The 15,481-nt window shown below is 70.5% G+C and carries 18 protein-coding genes; 12 read left to right on the forward strand and 6 right to left on the reverse strand.

Annotated features, from left to right (window positions below; all coding sequences use genetic code 11):
- Positions 1 to 23: 23 nt before the first annotated feature.
- The gene (locus tag H8B08_RS01010) at positions 24 to 716 is read right to left on the reverse strand and encodes a hypothetical protein (protein WP_187448358.1); all 693 of its coding nucleotides are present in this window, start codon (positions 714 to 716) and stop codon (positions 24 to 26) included.
- Between the two features lie 123 nt (positions 717 to 839).
- Between H8B08_RS01010 and H8B08_RS01015 the strand changes: the two genes are divergently transcribed.
- The 3 genes from H8B08_RS01015 (at position 840) to H8B08_RS01025 (ending at position 5,188) form a co-directional block, all read left to right on the forward strand.
- A complete protein-coding gene (locus H8B08_RS01015) occupies positions 840 to 1,229 on the forward strand; it encodes a group III truncated hemoglobin (protein ID WP_187448359.1) in 390 nt (129 codons plus the stop codon).
- A 60-nt stretch (positions 1,230 to 1,289) separates the two neighbouring features.
- Positions 1,290 to 2,798 carry an aldehyde dehydrogenase family protein gene (locus tag H8B08_RS01020; RefSeq protein WP_187448360.1) on the forward strand — a complete coding sequence of 503 codons (1,509 nt, stop codon included), beginning with the start codon at positions 1,290 to 1,292 and terminating at the stop codon, positions 2,796 to 2,798.
- A 134-nt stretch (positions 2,799 to 2,932) separates the two neighbouring features.
- The gene (locus H8B08_RS01025; protein ID WP_187448361.1) at positions 2,933 to 5,188 is read left to right on the forward strand and encodes an ATP-binding protein; all 2,256 of its coding nucleotides are present in this window, start codon (positions 2,933 to 2,935) and stop codon (positions 5,186 to 5,188) included.
- A 3-nt stretch (positions 5,189 to 5,191) separates the two neighbouring features.
- Here H8B08_RS01025 and H8B08_RS01030 read toward each other — a convergent pair whose 3' ends face one another.
- Positions 5,192 to 5,620, reverse strand: coding sequence for a CBS domain-containing protein (locus tag H8B08_RS01030; protein ID WP_187448362.1), 429 nt, complete (start codon positions 5,618 to 5,620; stop codon positions 5,192 to 5,194).
- Positions 5,621 to 5,793: 173 nt separating this feature from the next.
- Between H8B08_RS01030 and H8B08_RS01035 the strand changes: the two genes are divergently transcribed.
- The 6 genes from H8B08_RS01035 to H8B08_RS01060 all read left to right on the forward strand — a co-directional run bounded on the left by H8B08_RS01035 (position 5,794) and on the right by H8B08_RS01060 (position 9,557).
- Positions 5,794 to 6,021, forward strand: a complete 228-nt coding sequence (locus tag H8B08_RS01035) for a hypothetical protein (RefSeq protein ID WP_187448363.1) — start codon at positions 5,794 to 5,796, stop codon at positions 6,019 to 6,021.
- Between the two features lie 62 nt (positions 6,022 to 6,083).
- Positions 6,084 to 7,082: a tRNA dihydrouridine(20/20a) synthase DusA gene (dusA, locus tag H8B08_RS01040; RefSeq protein ID WP_187448364.1), complete on the forward strand. Its 999-nt coding sequence runs from the start codon at positions 6,084 to 6,086 to the stop codon at positions 7,080 to 7,082.
- Positions 7,083 to 7,114: 32 nt separating this feature from the next.
- The gene (locus tag H8B08_RS01045) at positions 7,115 to 7,423 is read left to right on the forward strand and encodes a hypothetical protein (RefSeq protein ID WP_187448365.1); all 309 of its coding nucleotides are present in this window, start codon (positions 7,115 to 7,117) and stop codon (positions 7,421 to 7,423) included.
- Positions 7,424 to 7,518: 95 nt separating this feature from the next.
- Positions 7,519 to 8,184 carry a hypothetical protein gene (locus tag H8B08_RS01050; RefSeq protein ID WP_187448366.1) on the forward strand — a complete coding sequence of 222 codons (666 nt, stop codon included), beginning with the start codon at positions 7,519 to 7,521 and terminating at the stop codon, positions 8,182 to 8,184.
- A 39-nt stretch (positions 8,185 to 8,223) separates the two neighbouring features.
- Positions 8,224 to 9,042 carry a sulfite exporter TauE/SafE family protein gene (locus H8B08_RS01055; protein WP_187448367.1) on the forward strand — a complete coding sequence of 273 codons (819 nt, stop codon included), beginning with the start codon at positions 8,224 to 8,226 and terminating at the stop codon, positions 9,040 to 9,042.
- Between the two features lie 89 nt (positions 9,043 to 9,131).
- A complete protein-coding gene (locus H8B08_RS01060) occupies positions 9,132 to 9,557 on the forward strand; it encodes a hypothetical protein (RefSeq protein WP_187448368.1) in 426 nt (141 codons plus the stop codon).
- A gap of 287 nt (positions 9,558 to 9,844) precedes the next feature.
- Here H8B08_RS01060 and H8B08_RS01065 read toward each other — a convergent pair whose 3' ends face one another.
- The 3 genes from H8B08_RS01065 to H8B08_RS01075 are packed head-to-tail and all read right to left on the reverse strand — an operon-like array spanning position 9,845 to position 11,542.
- A complete protein-coding gene (locus H8B08_RS01065) occupies positions 9,845 to 10,180 on the reverse strand; it encodes a hypothetical protein (protein ID WP_187448369.1) in 336 nt (111 codons plus the stop codon).
- Positions 10,177 to 10,788, reverse strand: a complete 612-nt coding sequence (phaR, locus tag H8B08_RS01070; RefSeq protein WP_255500606.1) for a polyhydroxyalkanoate synthesis repressor PhaR — start codon at positions 10,786 to 10,788, stop codon at positions 10,177 to 10,179. The genes H8B08_RS01065 and phaR overlap by 4 nt, the downstream gene beginning before the upstream one ends.
- Positions 10,789 to 10,840: 52 nt before the next feature.
- Positions 10,841 to 11,542 (reverse strand): hemolysin III family protein, encoded by a 702-nt coding sequence (locus H8B08_RS01075; RefSeq protein ID WP_187448371.1) that lies wholly within the window; start codon positions 11,540 to 11,542, stop codon positions 10,841 to 10,843.
- Between the two features lie 235 nt (positions 11,543 to 11,777).
- Between H8B08_RS01075 and H8B08_RS01080 the strand changes: the two genes are divergently transcribed.
- The 3 genes from H8B08_RS01080 to H8B08_RS01090 all read left to right on the forward strand — a co-directional run bounded on the left by H8B08_RS01080 (position 11,778) and on the right by H8B08_RS01090 (position 14,607).
- Positions 11,778 to 12,953, forward strand: a complete 1,176-nt coding sequence (locus tag H8B08_RS01080) for an acetyl-CoA C-acetyltransferase (RefSeq protein ID WP_187448372.1) — start codon at positions 11,778 to 11,780, stop codon at positions 12,951 to 12,953.
- Positions 12,954 to 13,055: 102 nt separating this feature from the next.
- Positions 13,056 to 13,781: a beta-ketoacyl-ACP reductase gene (locus H8B08_RS01085; RefSeq protein ID WP_187448373.1), complete on the forward strand. Its 726-nt coding sequence runs from the start codon at positions 13,056 to 13,058 to the stop codon at positions 13,779 to 13,781.
- A 52-nt stretch (positions 13,782 to 13,833) separates the two neighbouring features.
- Positions 13,834 to 14,607 carry a DUF4908 domain-containing protein gene (locus H8B08_RS01090; protein ID WP_187448374.1) on the forward strand — a complete coding sequence of 258 codons (774 nt, stop codon included), beginning with the start codon at positions 13,834 to 13,836 and terminating at the stop codon, positions 14,605 to 14,607.
- Between the two features lie 125 nt (positions 14,608 to 14,732).
- On the opposite strand, the gene gloB is transcribed toward H8B08_RS01090, so the two are convergent.
- Positions 14,733 to 15,461, reverse strand: coding sequence for a hydroxyacylglutathione hydrolase (gene gloB / locus H8B08_RS01095; RefSeq protein WP_187448375.1), 729 nt, complete (start codon positions 15,459 to 15,461; stop codon positions 14,733 to 14,735).
- Positions 15,462 to 15,481 lie beyond the last annotated feature (20 nt).

Genomic DNA, 15,481 nt, shown 5'->3' on the forward strand with positions numbered 1-15,481 from the left:
TTCAAGACGCACCTTGCCGCACCCTAATTGAAGTCGACGTGCAGGTGGTCGTCGTGACGCGCGGCGTAGCAGCCCTGGAAGCGCGCCTTGGCGTTCCCCCACAGGCCGAACCGCTTTTCCAGGTGAGGCTCGATCAGCACCCGGCGAACCGCCTTCTCCTTGATCAGGGTGCGGGTGAGCAGTTCGGAGCGCGCCTCGTCCAGTCGCCAGGTCCGCGTCGTCGGCGGGTCCGGGCGGCGGTGCTTCCACCTTCCGGGGCAGGGATCCGGCTCGCCGGCGGGCCGCGGCTCGAAGTCCTCGTAACCGTTGATGGAGCCCGGCGGCTTGGGCAGGCGCCGCCCGTCCTTGCTCTCGTAGAACAGGGCCAGGTCGATCTGGCGTCCGTCGCCATGGCTCAGGTGCGGCGGGAAGGGCTTCTTCCCGCTGGGCCAGGACGCGTCCATGAAGGTCACGACCGTGTCCGGATAGGCCTTGTGCACCGCCCGCGCGGCCCGAACGATCGCGTCACGGGTCTGCGGCGTGACGTAGTGGCGATCCGTCAGGCAGTAGGTCCCGTGGGCCGGCCGCAAGGGCTCGGAGCCGTCGCAGGGCAGAGGCACCAGCCCGGCCGGGCTCGGCGTCGGCGGCCGCTTCGGCGGCGGCAGCGGGGCGGACGCGCTCGCGCAGGTGTCCAGGGCCACGAACAACAGGCAGGCGAGGGCGACGGCGGCGCGCATCGGACATCCGGGGTGGGGAAGCTCAGCCGTATCATCGTTCGCCCGGGGGCGCGCGCAAGGGCCTCACGCGCTTCGTCGCGCGCTTGCTTGCGGACGCGCGCGCGGTGTGGGAAGCGGCCGCCCATGACGCCCGCGACCGAGATCACCGACGAAGCCCTCGCCGTGCAGGTGGAGCGTTTCTACGACAAGGTCCGCCGCGACCCGCTGATCGGCCCGGTGTTCGAGACGGCGATCGACGACTGGCCCGAGCACCTCGTCAAGCTGACCGACTTCTGGTCGTCGGTGACGCTGGCCACCGGACGCTATCGCGGCCGCCCGATGCCGGCGCACATGAAGCTGCCGCTGGAGCCGCGCATGTTCGACCGTTGGCTGTTCCTGTGGGGCGAGACCGCCGACGAGCTGTTCGCGCCCGCCCAGGCCCGGGTGCTGCGCGAGAAGGCGGCGCGCATCGGCCAGAGCCTGAGCCTGGCCATGTTCTTCCGCCCCGAGGACGTCCGCCCGAAGGGCGACTGACGGGCTACCGGAATCGGCCGCGGACCGCTAAGCCCTCACCTCGAGTATCGGAGAGGCGACATGACCACGGCTGAACAGGCGCGCGCAATTCTGGACCGTCTCGGCGTCGAGCGGGCCGCCTTCGAAGGCGGCGACCTGGCCGTGCGCTCTCCGGTCGACGGCGCCGAGATCGGCGCGGTCCGCACCCAGTGCGCCGCCCAGGTCACTGAAACCGTCGGCCGCGCCGACGCCGCCTTCCGCGCCTGGCGCAAGGTCCCGGCCCCGCGCCGCGGCGAGCTGGTCCGCCTGCTGGGTGAAGAACTGCGCAAGGCCAAGGACGACCTGGGCCTGTTGGTCACCCTGGAGTCCGGCAAGATCCGCTCCGAGGGCCTGGGCGAAGTCCAGGAGATGATCGACATCTGCGACTTCGCCGTCGGCCTGTCGCGCCAGCTCTACGGCCTGACCATGCCGTCCGAGCGGCCCGGCCACCACATGCTGGAGCGCTGGCAGCCGCTGGGCCCGGTCGCGGTCATTTCGGCCTTCAACTTCCCCGTCGCCGTGTGGTGCTGGAACGCCGCCCTGGCCCTGGTCTGCGGCGACAGCGTGATCTGGAAGCCGTCGGAGAAGACCCCGCTGGTGGCGCTGGCCACGCAGGCGATCTTCGAGCGCGCCGCGGCCCGCTTCGGCGAAGCCCCGGCCCACCTGTCGCAGGTGCTGGTCGGCGCTCAGGCCGTGGGCGAGGCCCTGGTCGACGACCCGCGCGTGCCGCTGGTCTCGGCCACCGGCTCGACCCGCATGGGCCGCGCGGTCGCCCCGCGCGTGGCCGAGCGCTTCGGCCGCTGCCTGCTGGAGCTGGGCGGCAACAACGCCATGATCGTCACGCCGTCGGCCGACCTCGACATGGCCGTGCGCGCCATCGCCTTCTCGGCCGTCGGCACCGCCGGCCAGCGCTGCACCACGCTGCGGCGCCTGCTGGTCCACGCCAGCGTCGCCGACGCCCTGGTCGAGCGCCTGAAGGGCGCCTACACCACCCTGAAGATCGGAAGCCCCTTGGAAGGCGACACCCTGGTCGGTCCCCTGATCGACGAGCGCTCGGCCGAGGCCTTCGACACGGCGCTGGACCGCGCCAGGGCCGAGGGCGGCACGGTGGTGGTCGGCGGCGGCCGGGCCGACGCCGGCTTGGGCGGCGCCTACGTGAAGCCGGCCATCGTGCGCATGCCGGCCCAGAGCGCCATCGTCCGCCACGAGACCTTCGCGCCGATCCTCTACGTCCTGACCTGGACCGACTTCGACGAGGCGATCGAACTGCAGAACGCCGTGCCGCAGGGCCTGTCGTCCTGCGTGTTCACCGACAGCGTGCGCGAGGCCGAGGCCTTCCTGTCGGCCACCGGCAGCGACTGCGGCATCGCCAACGTCAATATCGGCCCGTCCGGGGCCGAGATCGGCGGCGCCTTCGGCGGCGAGAAGGAGACCGGCGGCGGCCGCGAGAGCGGCTCGGACGCTTGGAAAACCTACATGCGCCGCCAGACGCAGACGGTGAACTATTCCAAGGAGTTGCCGCTCGCTCAGGGAGTCCGTTTCGACGTCTGAGGCGTTATCCCGGTCGAAGTCGGTTACCGATCGGGCTAGCTTCTTTCGTCGAGATCGGATGGTGCATGACGGCGACGGGCGCCACGCAAGCTACAGAAACGTCAAGTGAACGCCCCCCGGTCCGCGTCTCTCGATTGCGCGGGCTGCTGGGGTCGGTCCGCGGGCGTCTCACCCTGCTCACCGTCGCCCTGGTTATGACCGCGGCGCTGGCCGCGACCCTGCTGATCGTCGACGCCTACCGCAGTCACCGCGCCTCGACCGAACGGCAGATCTCCGAGACGGCGGGGGCCATGTCCCTGGCCATCGACGGCAAGGCCCGCGAGGTCACCGGCGTGCTGCAGGTGCTGGCCCTGTCGCCGCACCTGCGGGAAGGCGACCTCGCGGCCTTCGATCGCCAAGCCCGCGAGGCGGTGCCGCACGAAGACAAGTGGGTGGTGGTCGCCGACATCGATGGGCAGCAGCTGGTAAACACCCTGGCCGAACCGGGCCAGGCCCTTCCGCGCATGCGATTGCCGCCCGACGTCGACCTGCGCGAGCGCGAGACCTACGTCTCCGACCTGCTGCAGGGCATAGTCGAGAAGGGCCATGTCATCGCCTTCGCCACCCTCGCCAAAGGTCCCGGCGAGCGCCCCTACATCCTGGCCATCGCCATGCGTCCATCAGCGCCCAACGCGGTGATCGCCGAACAGCGCCTCCCCGAGGGCTGGTACGGCACGCTCATAGACCGCAGGGGAAGGGTGATCGCGCGCAACGTCGAGCCCGAACGGTTCGTGGGCGCGCTCGCCTCTCCGGACATTCTCGCCCGGATCCGCAACTCTCCGGAGGGCGTGGGCGACAGCGTCTCGCTCGACGGCCGCGAGACCCTGGTCGCGCACCGGCGCTCGCCGGTCACCGGCTGGACCTTCCTGGTCGGCGTGCCGCGGGCGGAGGTGTCGGGCAGCCTCTCGCGATCGTTGATGATGACCTTCGTCCTGTGCCTGGCCCTGCTGGCGCTCGGCGCGCTGCTGACGGTGTGGTTCGCGCGCGGCGTGACCCGGGCGGTCGAAAGCCTGGAGGGCGCGGCCGAGGCCATGGGCCGGGGCGCGGCGGCGCCTGCGCTCGCCACCGGTCTGCGCGAGACCGACGCGGTCGCAGAGGCGCTGCATGGCGCGTCGCTGAAGCTGAAGGCGCGCGAGGACGAGCTGCGCCAGCTCAACGACACCCTCGAAGCGCGCGTGGTCGAGCGCTCCCGCGAGCTGGAGGAGACTACCGAGCGGCTGGTGCAGGCGCGCAAGGTGGAGGCGCTGGGGCGGCTGACCGGCGGCGTCGCCCACGACTTCAACAATCTGCTGACCGCGGTGATCGGCAACCTCGACCTGCTGGGCAAGCGGATCAAGGACGAGGCGCTGGAGAAGTACGTCGCCAACGCCCGCCAGGCGGCCCAGCGCGGCGCCAAGCTGACCGCCCAGCTCCTGGCCTTCGCCCGGCGCCAGCGCCTGGAGCCGGAACCGCTCGACGTCAACGCCGTGATCGAGGGCCTGCGCGTGCTGTTCGACAGCGCCCTGGGCGGCGCCACGCGCGTGCGCGCCGAGCTCAGCCCTGATCCGCTCTGGGCGATGGCGGACCGCACCCAGCTGGAGCTGGTCGTGTTGAACCTGGCGATCAACGCGCGCGACGCCATGGCCGAGGGCGGCGAGGTGCTGATCGAGACCGCGCGCGAGCGGGTGAGCGAGCCCGACCCGCCGCTGGAGGCGCCGGGACCGGGCGACTACGTCCGCATCACCGTGGCCGACACCGGCTCGGGCATGACGCCGGAGGTGCTGGCGCGCATCTGGGAGCCGTTCTTCACCACCAAGCCGGTCGGGGCCGGATCGGGCCTGGGCCTGCCGCAGGTGCTCGGCGTGGTGAAGCAGCTGGGCGGCGGCATCCGGGTCGACACGGCGCCGGGCTGCGGGGCCCGCTTCCACGTCTATCTGCCGGTCGCCGCGCCGGCGGAGAAGGCGCACCCGCAGCCGGCCGAGGCCGCGCCCGTCGACTTCGCCGGCCTGAAGGTCCTGCTGGTGGACGACGACCGCGACGTCCGTAGCGCGACGGCGGAACTGCTGCGCGACCTCGGCAGCGAGCCCGAGGAGGCGGTGGACGCGGCCGACGCCCTGGCGCGCCTCGACGCCGGCGCGGTTCCCAAGCTGGTGATCATGGACCACGCCATGCCGGGCCTGACCGGGGCGGAGGCGGCGCAGCGCATCCGCGTCTCGCATCCCGCCCTGCCGGTGCTGCTGATCAGCGGCTACATGGACGCCGAGGCGGTCACGCGCACCTGGGCCGGCCCGGTGCTGGCCAAGCCGTTCGACAAGCAGCAGCTGGCCGCCCGCATCGCCGCGGCCCTGCAGGCGGTGAGGCCAGCGGAGTGAGGCTCAGCGCCGGTCGGTGTCGCTCGGCTCGCTCACGCCCTGCAGCGCGCGCCTCGCGGCCGTCGACGAGCCGCTGAGGCCGAGGTCGGCCAGCGAGACCATGCCGACCAGCCGCTTGCCCTCGTCCAGCACGGGCAGGCGGCGCACCTGGTGCTCGGCCATCACGTCGGCGGCGTCGTCCAGGTCGTCCTCTTCGAAGCAGTAGTAGACCTTCTCCGACATCACCTCGCGGGCCACCGTGCCGTCGACCTTTCCGTCCGCCACGCCGCGCACGACGATGTCGCGGTCGGTGATCATCCCGATCAGCCGGTCGTTCTCGCCGATCGGCAGGGCGCCCAGGTTCTCCACGCGCATGCGCTTGGCCACCTCGCGCAGCGGCATGTCGGGATCGATCAGCTCGGCCCCGCGGGTCATGATCTCACGCACCTGCATCTCGGACGCCTCCTCGGGTTGGAATCGCTCCAACCCGAGGAGGGCCCGACGGGTTTCAGCGGCCGCCGGCGGCGCCCCCTGTGCGGCGCCACTCGAGAGGCGCCTTGCATTCGTGCGCTTCGTCGGACCTGGGCGCTTTGACGTCCTGCGGCCCGCGGACGCTCAAGAACGACATGCAACTCACGCCTCAGTCGCGGATTGAGCATGAACTCGAGGAGCTCACGCCCGTCTCGCTCGCCGATCTGCGGGAGCGCGCGTGCGCCGCGGTGTTCCCCGATATTTACGCGCTCGACGACGAGGGCGAGGAGGCGCCCGAGCCGATGCTCGCCAAGGTGCGCTCGGCCAAGAGCGCCGCGCGCATCTTCGACCTGCTCGGGGTCGACGCCTTCGAGGCGTACTAAGCGGCTGCGGCGAAACGCGGGCGGGGTTCCGTCAAGGGCCTGACCGGCCTAGATGTCGGCCGATGACCGACCCGCTCGACCGCCGCTTTTCCGTCGCCCCGATGATGGACTGGACCGACCGCAATTGCCGGGCGTTCCACCGCGTCCTGTCGAGCCAGGCGCTGCTCTACACCGAGATGGTCACGACCGGCGCGGTGCTGCACGGCGACCGCGAGCGGCTGCTGGGCTTCTCGGCGGTCGAGCACCCGGTCGCCCTGCAGCTGGGCGGCTCAGACCCGAAGGAGCTGGCCGAGGCGGCGAAGATCGCCGAGGACCTCGGCTATGACGAGGTGAATCTCAACGTCGGTTGTCCGTCCGACCGGGTGCAGTCGGGCCGCTTCGGCGCCTGCCTGATGCGAGAGCCGGAGCTGGTGGCCGAATGCATGGCCGCCATGGCGGCCGCGGTGAAGATCCCGGCCACCGTCAAATGCCGCATCGGCGTGGACGACCAGGACCCTGAGGAGAGCCTGTTCCGACTGGTCGACCTGTCGGCCGCCGCCGGCGTGCGCGTGTTCGTGGTCCACGCCCGCAAGGCCTGGCTGAAGGGGCTGAGCCCCAAGGAGAACCGCGACGTCCCGCCGCTGGACTATCCGCTGGTCTATCGGCTGAAGCGCGAGCGTCCGGACCTGACCGTGGTGATCAACGGCGGCGTCGCCAATCTGGACGAGGCCGAGGCGCACCTGGCCCATGTCGACGGCGTCATGCTGGGCCGCGCCGCCTATCACGAGCCGGCCCTGCTGGGCGAAGCCGACCGGCGGATGTTTGGGGCGGGCGCGGACGTCGATCCGTTCCAGGCGGTGGAGGCCTACCGGCCCCACATCGCCGCCCGCCTGGCTGAGGGCCAGCACCTGGCCGGCATCACCCGCCACATGCTGGGCCTGATGCACGGCCGGCCCGGCGCGCGGGCCTGGCGACGCATACTGACGGTGGAGTCGATCCGCCCGGGCGCGGGCCTCGAGGTGCTGGACCGGGCGCTGGCGGCCGTCGCGGACATGCCGACGCGCGACCTTTCGGTGGCTTGAGCCGGGCGCCGATCAACGGTCTTTGTCGACCCATGTCGTTTCGCATCGCTCTCGCCGGCACAGCTGTGCTGGCCGTGGTCGCCGCCGGCTCGACCGCTTCGGCGGCCGCACCCGCCCCGCGTTCCGATCAAGCGCTTCTCGCCGCCGTGTTCGCCCGCACCTCCCGCGCGGCCGCCCCCGTCAATGGAAGCGCTCCGGAGATGGAGGCCCGGCCGGACCCGGCGGAAGCCGGCACGCGCCGGCGAATCGAGGCGGTCGAGGCCGGCGAGCGCACGCGCTCGGACGTTTCGGCGCTGGCCCCCGGCACGGCCGTGCACGCCGGCTTCCGCCTGAAATTCTGAGGCGCGCGGGAAGGACGGGCAGCTCCCGAATTCACTCTGAATACCGTTGCTCTTCGTGGGCGGCGGCGTGCTAACGTCGCCGCTTCGGGGGGGCCATGAAGTTCATCATTTCCGCGTGCGCCGCAGTCGCGGCGCTCGGCGCGGCGTCGGCGTCGGCGGCGCAGGAGCGGCTGGCGGTCGGGGCCGGCTACGGTTCGGACGGCGTCGGCCTGTCCGTCGAGTTCAAGGCGAGCGATCGGTTCATTCTCCGGGGTGCGGTCGACCACCTCTACTTCGACGACGACGTGAAGATCCGAAGCGTCGACTACTCAAGCCAGGTCGACACCACCTGGTTCACCGGCGAGGTGCAGTACCACCCCTGGAAGAACGCCCTCTTCGTCGGCGCTGGGGTGGTGCTCGGCGATCGCGTGGTCGAATACGACGGGCGTCCGGCCGGTCCGGTCAAGATCGGGGGGCGCACCTTCACTCCGGAGCAGGTGGGGCGGCTCAAGGGCGAGGTCGATTTCGGCGGCACCGTGCCGCTTCTGGAGGTCGGCCTGGACAGCACTTTCCGCGCCCACCCGCGACTGGGGCTGCGGCTGGCCGCGGGGGTGGCAGTGGGTGAAACGCCGTCCGTCGACCTCGAGTCGGTCGGCGGGACCTTCTCCCTCAGTCCCCGTTTCCAGACGCGCCTCGACGACGAGGCGGCGGAGATTCAGAGCGATCTGGAGCCGCTGCGATATTATCCGGTGGTCGCAGCCGAGATGACCTGGCGCTTCTGACCCTGTAGGCACGCGCACCTGGGCTTCGGGAGCGTGAGCATGGACGTGGGCGCCTTGGCCCTTCTGATCGCCGCGACGGTCGGCGCCGGCGTGCTGGCCGGCCTGATCGCGGGCCTGTTCGGGGTCGGCGGCGGCACCGTGATCGTGCCCGCGCTGTTCTACGCCTTCAGCGTCCTGCACCTGGGCGGCGAAGGCAATCTGCACACCGCGGTCGGCACCTCGCTGGCGGTGATCATCGCCACCTCCATCCGCTCACTCGGCGCACACCGCATCCACGGCGCGGTCGACGAGGCCGTGCTGCGGGCCTGGACGCCCTGGGTGGGCCTGGGCGGCGCGGTCGGCGCGGCGCTGGCGGGCATGGCGTCGGACGAGGCGCTGGGCGTGATCTACGGGATCTGCGTCATGCTGGTCGCCGCCCAGATGGGCCTGGGGAAGGAGAGCTGGCGGCTGGCGCCGGACCTGCCGGTCGGCTGGCTGCGCCGCGTGCTGGGGACCGGCATCGGCCTGCTGTCGGCCATGATGGGGGTCGGGGGCGGCGCGCTGGGCGGCATGCTGATGACCTTGAGCGGCCGTTCGATCCACCAGGCCATCGCCACCGCCTCGGGCTTCGGCCTGGCCATCGGCGTTCCGGCCACGCTGGGCTTCATCGCCTTCGGCTGGGAGGCGCCGGGCCGCCCGCCCCTGTCGCTGGGCTATGTCAACGTGCCGGCCGCGATCGTCATGGGCGTGCTGACCACCGCGGTCGCGCCCTACGGCGCCAAGCTGGCCCACCGGCTGGACCGCATGACCCTGCGGCGGGCCTTCGCGGTGTTCCTGGCCTTCACCGCCGCCTCCATCGTGGCCAAGACGGTGCTCTAGGATTTCCCTTCGGGGGGGAGAGGTGGCGCTTTTAGCGGAACGGCGGTATTAACCTTGGGCGTTAAGGACGCCGAGGGGAGTGCCCGCCGATGCTGATCGCGTTTCCGCTGCTGCTCATCCCGGTGGTGCTCTACAACATCTTCGCCTTGCTGCAGATGGCGGGCGGGGTGAACAGCTTGGCGGCCGACGAGCGGCTGCGGCACGGCCTGTTCAGCATCCCGATGGCCTCGGGCGGCTCCTGGCAGGTGGGCGCAGGCGACATCCTGGTGCTGCTGTCGCTGGTCCTGCTGTTCTTCGAGCTGCTGAAGTCCACCTCCAGCCAGAAGGTGGCCATCGTCAATCACTCGCTGTCGATGATCCTGTTCATCGTTTGCCTGGTCGAGTTCCTGCTGCTGAAGAGCTTCGCGACCTCGACCTTCTTCCTGATCTCGATGATGGTCCTGCTCGACGTGCTGGCCGGCTTCATCGTGACCATCATCACCGCCCGCAAGGACTTCGACTTCGCGGGCGAGTGAGGGCCTCAGGTCAGCTGAAGGCCACGAACAGCAGGGCGACGAGGCACACGTCCAGCGAGCGGACGACGGCGGTGGTCAGCATGGCCATGGCGCAGTTCCCTTTTAGAACATGGTTTCCCAGTTCTTAATGCAAGGGCGGCGCCACTCGTTTCCGGTAGGGCGGGGCGGACGCGCGGGATCGGCCGGCGCGCGACGCTGGGCTGGCTAACTCTCTGAAATTTTTTGGATTGAGTGCGCGTCGGCGAATGTCGCCGTATCGCGCGACCGGCCGCATCGTGGTTAAGGGCTCAGACCTCGGTCTTGGTGACCCGGCCCTTCGGCGCACGCCGGTCGGCGGCGCCGGAATATTCCGTCCCGAGGTAGGTCGTTCTGGCCTGGTCGAGGACCTCCTTGCCTCCCTTCAGCCCGCGCTTCTGGCCGCCCTGGCCCATCAGCTGGGCCGCGAAGGCGGCGTCGCCGCCGCCCGGAGCCGGGTCGGGCGCGTGCACCCGCACCGGTCCGGCCGGCACCGGCAGGCCGCCGGTCTCGGCCGGCCGCTCGACCGGCTCGACGTCCCGATCTGCGACGTGGCGGGCGGCGCGGGCGCGCCTAGCACGCCGGATCGGATCGATCGGGTCGGTCATCGGCCGGAGGCGAGCTTCTCGATCTGGCGACGCATCTCGTCGAGCTGGCGCTTCATCTCGTCGAGGTCTTCGGTCCGGCGCTCCGGGGCGGGGGCCGGCTTGGCCTCCGGCTCCGGCTTCTTGTCCGGGTAGGCGAAGGGCGTGAACATCTTCATCGCCCGGTCGAACATGGCCAGGTTCTGACGCACCTGGTCGTCGAAGAACCCCATGCCCGGCGCGGCGCCGAAAGCCTTGGAGAACTGGCCGCGGAATTGCTCCTGCTGGCGGGTGAAGGCGTCCAGCGACATTTCCAGGTAGGTCGGGACCAGCGACTGCATGCTGTCCCCGTAGAAGCGGATCAGCTGGCGCAGGAACTCGATCGGCAGCAGGCTCTGCCCGTCGCGGCTCTCTTCTTCGAAGATGATCTGGGTCAGCACCGAGCGGGTGATGTCCTCGTTGGTCTTGGCGTCGTAGACGACGAAGTCGACGCCCTCGCGCACCATGTCGGCCAGATGGTCCAGCGTCACGTAGGAGCTGGAGGCCGTGTTGTAGAGCCGGCGGTTCGCGTACTTCTTGATGACGACGCGTTCGCCCGAAGGACGGGCGTCGGCGGCCTTGGGATCGGACAAGCTGCGTTCCCCCGTTGCGCTGCGTTGCGGCATTATCCTCGAAGGACCGAGGCTACGCCAGCACCACGCCGGTGGCCACCGCTGCAAAGTGCAGGGCCGCCGCCGTCACCACGAAGCCGTGCCAGATCGCGCGGCGGAAGGGCAGGGCGGGGCTGAGGAAAAACACCACGCCCAGGGTGTAGAGCGCGCCGCCGGCGGCTAGCAGCAGCAGGGCCCGCACGGGCACGTGGGCCAGGGTCGGATAAAGCGCCGCGCCCGCCAGCCAGCCGAAACCCAGATAGAGCGCGCACCAGATTTTGTCCGGCACGCCCGGCGCCAGCAGCTTGGCGGCCACGCCGCTCAGCGCCACGCCCCAGACGGCGGCGATCATGCCGGCCTCCCAACCGCCCTCGAACCGCACGGCGGTGAAGGGCGTGTAGGAGCCGGCGATCATCAGGAAGATGGCCGCCTCGTCGAGCCGGCGCAAAACCCGCCGTGCCGGCGAGGGCCGGGTCAGGTTGTAGAGCGCCGAGAAGGCCAGCATGGCGATGAGGCAGACGGCGTAGACGGCGGTGGCGATCACCAGGCCGATGTCGCCGCGCACCAGCGACAGGCCGAACAGCACCAGCCCACCGACTGCTGCGGCTGCGAGACCGATTCCGTGCACCCAGCCGTCGGCCAGCTTCTCGGCCTCGTTCGCGTAATGCTCGACCAATTCGCTGGCGTCGGCGGCCAGCAGGCGGGCGAAATCGGGAACAGAAATCCTGTGCCTCATGAGGGAAATCCTGAACGCGATGAGTGGAATAAAGCGTCAGCGGCAGGCCTGTTCCCGGATGACGACGCGTTCCTCCGCACCGGGAACAATTCCGGAGTTCGTGCGGGATCGCGGCCACAGTGGACCCGCGGGTGTCGTCGAAAGTTGAGTGACGAACGCTTCGCGTTGCGGCATTTTTCGCAGTTGCGAAAGGTGTCCGTCTCGCGACGCCGCGAATAATTCGAGGAACGTTCCCATGGTCGACGTCGTCATCGCTTCCGCCGCCCGCACGCCGGTGGGCTCGTTCCTGGGGTCGCTGTCCAGCCTGTCGGGCAGCGCGCTGGGCGCCGTCGCCATCCGCGCTGCGCTGCAGCGCGCCGGCGTCGACGCCAAGGAGGTCGACGAGGTGATCCTGGGCCAGGTGCTGCAGGCCGGCGCCGGCCAGGGGCCGGCCCGCCAGGCCTCGATCGCCGCGGGCATTCCGGTCGAGAGCCCGGCCTGGAGCCTCAACCAGCTGTGCGGTTCGGGCCTGCGCGCCGTGGCGCTGGGCCTGCAGCAGATCGCGGCCGGCGACGCCAAGGTGGTGGTCGCCGGCGGCCAGGAATCTATGAGCCAGGCGCCTCACGCCCAGCAGCTGCGCGGCGGCCAGAAGATGGGCGACCTGCAGCTGGTCGACACCATGCTGCGCGACGGCCTGTGGGACGCCTTCCACGGCTATCACATGGGCCAGACCGCCGAGAACATCGCCGCCCGCTGGCAGATCACCCGCGAGGACCAGGACCGCTTCGCCGTGGCCTCCCAGAACAAGGCCGAGGCCGCCCGCGCCGCCGGCAAGTTCAAGGACGAGATCGCGCCGGTGACGGTGAAGGGCCGCAAGGGCGACGTCGTGGTCGAGCAGGACGAGTACATCCGCGAGGGCGCGACCTTCGAGGCCATGCAGGGCCTGAAGCCGGCCTTCAACAAGGAGGGCTCGGTCACCGCGGCCAACGCCTCCGGGCTGAACGACGGGGCCGCGGCCCTGGTGCTGATGACCGCCGACGAGGCCGCCCGCCGCGGGATCAAGCCGCTGGCCCGCATCGCGTCGTGGGCTAACGCCGGCGTGGATCCGGAGATCATGGGCACCGGCCCGATCCCGGCCTCGCGCAAGGCGCTGGAGAAGGCCGGCTGGTCGCTGGGCGACGTCGACCTGATCGAGTCGAACGAGGCCTTCGCGGCCCAGTCGCTGTGCGTCGTTCGCGAGCTGGGCCTCGACCCGGCCAAGGTGAATGTGAACGGGGGCGCGATCGCCATCGGTCACCCCATCGGCGCCTCAGGCGCGCGCATCCTCACGACGCTACTGTTTGAAATGCAACGATCTGGCGCGGCCAAGGGTTTGGCCACCCTCTGCGTCGGCGGCGGCATGGGCGTCGCCATGTGCGTCGAGCGGGTTTGACGCCTCCGTCCACGCCACTAAAGATGCAGCCGGTCGCGTGAAGGTCGCCAGAAGACCGAAACCGTAAGAGTTCGGCGACGGGACGGAATCAAAGGGGACGGCATGCAACGCGTGGCGATGGTCACCGGCGGTACGCGCGGGATCGGTCGGGCTATTTGTGAACGGCTGAAGGCGGACGGCTTCAAGGTGGCGGCGGGCTACTCCGGCAACGAGGAGGCGGCCCAGGCCTGCGCTCGCGAGCTGGGCGTGATGGTGGTGAAGGGCAATGTCGGCCAGTTCGACGACTGCGCCCGCGCCGTCGCGTCGGTCGAGGCCGAGCTGGGCCCGGTCGACGTGCTGGTCAACAACGCCGGCATCACGCGCGACGGCTTCTTCCACAAGATGACCCCGCAGCAGTGGTACGAGGTCATCCGCGTCAATATGGACAGCGTGTTCAATATGACGCGCCAGGTGATCGAGGGCATGCGCGAGCGCGGCTACGGCCGCATCGTCAACATCTCCTCGATCAACGGCCAGAAGGGCCAGGTCGGCCAGACCAACTATTCGGCCGCCAAGGCCGGCATGATCGGCTTCACCAAGGCCCTGGCGCTCGAGAACGCCAAGAAGGGCATCACGGTCAACTGCATCGCGCCGGGCTATATCGACACCGAAATGGTGGCTTCCGTGCCACAGAACGTGCTCGATCAGATCATCGGCCAGATCCCGGTCGGACGCCTCGGCCGCGGCGACGAGATCGCCGACATGGTCTCGTTCCTGGCCGGAGAACGCGCCGGCTACGTCACGGGTGCGACGTTGTCGCTCAACGGCGGCCAGTACATGGTCGGCTGAGCTGGAACCGCTCGCCCAAAATCCGCCCCGGTCGCAGTACATCTGCCGAGACATGTCTCTTCGCGTTCGGGTCCAGCCGGCGGTATCGGCCTTGCTCCTCGCCGCCGCATGTGCGTGCCTAGCCACGCCGTGCGCGGCGGGACCCGACACGCTGCGCGAAGCCCTGTTCGGTTCGAAGTCGGAAGACGGGCGCGAGCATCGGCATGATCCGGTGGTGGCCCGCTACACGGCGGAAACCGGGGCGACCTTCATCCTCGACCGCACCCAGCGGCGCGCCCTGCTGAAGTACGACCGGTCCGGCGAGATCTGGGCCCTGCAGGCGGCGCCGGCCCCGCGCGGCGACACCATCTTCAAGAACGACATCGGCCAGCCGGTGCTGCGCGCCACGCGGCTGGGCGGCCTGACCCTGTTCACCCGCGACGCGCCGACCGGGGTGCCGGTGGCCGTGGCCGGCGAGGCCCCGGCCTTCGTGGTGCCGGCCATGACGCCCCAGGCCCTGGTCCAGCACCTGGCGCGGGCCAGCGGGCGGGCCAGCAAGGCGGCCAAGCGGCTGGTGCCGTTCCGCGCCTCCGACGTCCCCGCCGGGGCCGAGTTCGTGGTCGCCGACGCGGCCAACCTGGCGGCCGAAGCCATCACTCGCCTGGCCGCTTCCAACAGCGGGCGCCGCCTGGTCGACGAGATCAAGGGCGTGCGCATCACCGTCGGCCGCCGCCCCGACGTGCGTCTCGACGACGGCCTGCTGCGAATCGTGGTCGCCCCCAAGGACGGCGTGGCGGGGCGCCCGTCGTCCCTGCGCATCGTCCACGCGGTCGCCTCCGCCGGGTAGAGCGCGATAGCCGAAAGTGGACGCCGCTTTCGGCGGCGATCGCGCTCAAGATCTAGCAATCCAGAGCCTTCTTACCCGTTTCGAATCCATTCGAAACGGAAAGGCTCTGACGCCGGCCCTCACTCTCAACCCTTGAACGCGTCCTTCGCGGCCCGCCGCTCGGCGAAGTCGTGCGCGTCGCGCGCCCGCAGGAAGGGATTGGTCGCCTTTTCCTGGCCCACCGTGGTCGGCACGGTCGGCTCGCCGCGTTCGCGCGCGGCGAACACCGCCTCCGCCCGCGCGCGCACCGCCGGCGCGTCGTCGACGGCCAGGGCGAAGCGGGCGTTGGCGGCGGTGTATTCGTGGGCGCAATACAGTCGCACGTCGTCGGCCAGGCCGGCCAGCCGGTTCAGGCTCTCCCACATCTGCTCGGCCGTCCCCTCGAACAGCCGCCCGCAGCCCATGGCGAAGACGGTGTCGCCGACGAAGGCGACCGAATTCTCGGGGCTGAAATAGACGATGTGGCCCAAGGTGTGGCCCGGCGTCGCGACGACCTCCAGCCGCGTCTCGCCAAGCCAGACCGTGTCGCCGTCGCCGACCTTCCGATCCAGCGGGGCGATGCGGGTCACTTCCTCGGGGCCGACGATCTCGCAACCGGTGGCTTCCTTCAGGCGCGCGTTGCCGCCGGCGTGGTCCGGGTGCCAGTGGGTGTTGAGGATCAGGTCCAGCCGGCCCCAGCCGCTGGCCTCCAGCTCGCGCAGGATCGCCTCGGCGTCGGGCGTGTCGACGCACGCGACCTTTCCGCTGGCGGCGTCGCGGATCAGGAAGCCGTAATTGTCCTGCAGGCAGGGGAATTGCCGGATCTCGAGCGCCATGGACGCAAACCCTCCTTCGG

This window comes from Caulobacter sp. 17J80-11 (assembly GCF_014349105.1).
GTDB lineage: Bacteria > Pseudomonadota > Alphaproteobacteria > Caulobacterales > Caulobacteraceae > 17J80-11.

Coding starts and splice junctions, on each gene's coding strand:
- H8B08_RS01055 (WP_187448367.1), top strand. CDS start 8,224: ATGGACGTGGGCGCCTTGGCCCTTCTGATCGCCGCGACGGTCGGCGCC.
- H8B08_RS01045 (WP_187448365.1), top strand. CDS start 7,115: ATGTCGTTTCGCATCGCTCTCGCCGGCACAGCTGTGCTGGCCGTGGTC.
- H8B08_RS01080 (WP_187448372.1), top strand. CDS start 11,778: ATGGTCGACGTCGTCATCGCTTCCGCCGCCCGCACGCCGGTGGGCTCG.
- H8B08_RS01030 (WP_187448362.1), bottom strand. CDS start 5,620: ATGCAGGTGCGTGAGATCATGACCCGCGGGGCCGAGCTGATCGATCCC.
- H8B08_RS01065 (WP_187448369.1), bottom strand. CDS start 10,180: ATGACCGACCCGATCGATCCGATCCGGCGTGCTAGGCGCGCCCGCGCC.
- H8B08_RS01015 (WP_187448359.1), top strand. CDS start 840: ATGACGCCCGCGACCGAGATCACCGACGAAGCCCTCGCCGTGCAGGTG.
- H8B08_RS01035 (WP_187448363.1), top strand. CDS start 5,794: ATGCAACTCACGCCTCAGTCGCGGATTGAGCATGAACTCGAGGAGCTC.
- dusA (WP_187448364.1), top strand. CDS start 6,084: ATGACCGACCCGCTCGACCGCCGCTTTTCCGTCGCCCCGATGATGGAC.
- H8B08_RS01075 (WP_187448371.1), bottom strand. CDS start 11,542: ATGAGGCACAGGATTTCTGTTCCCGATTTCGCCCGCCTGCTGGCCGCC.
- H8B08_RS01010 (WP_187448358.1), bottom strand. CDS start 716: ATGCGCGCCGCCGTCGCCCTCGCCTGCCTGTTGTTCGTGGCCCTGGAC.
- gloB (WP_187448375.1), bottom strand. CDS start 15,461: ATGGCGCTCGAGATCCGGCAATTCCCCTGCCTGCAGGACAATTACGGC.
- H8B08_RS01085 (WP_187448373.1), top strand. CDS start 13,056: ATGCAACGCGTGGCGATGGTCACCGGCGGTACGCGCGGGATCGGTCGG.
- H8B08_RS01090 (WP_187448374.1), top strand. CDS start 13,834: ATGTCTCTTCGCGTTCGGGTCCAGCCGGCGGTATCGGCCTTGCTCCTC.
- H8B08_RS01050 (WP_187448366.1), top strand. CDS start 7,519: ATGAAGTTCATCATTTCCGCGTGCGCCGCAGTCGCGGCGCTCGGCGCG.
- H8B08_RS01060 (WP_187448368.1), top strand. CDS start 9,132: ATGCTGATCGCGTTTCCGCTGCTGCTCATCCCGGTGGTGCTCTACAAC.
- H8B08_RS01020 (WP_187448360.1), top strand. CDS start 1,290: ATGACCACGGCTGAACAGGCGCGCGCAATTCTGGACCGTCTCGGCGTC.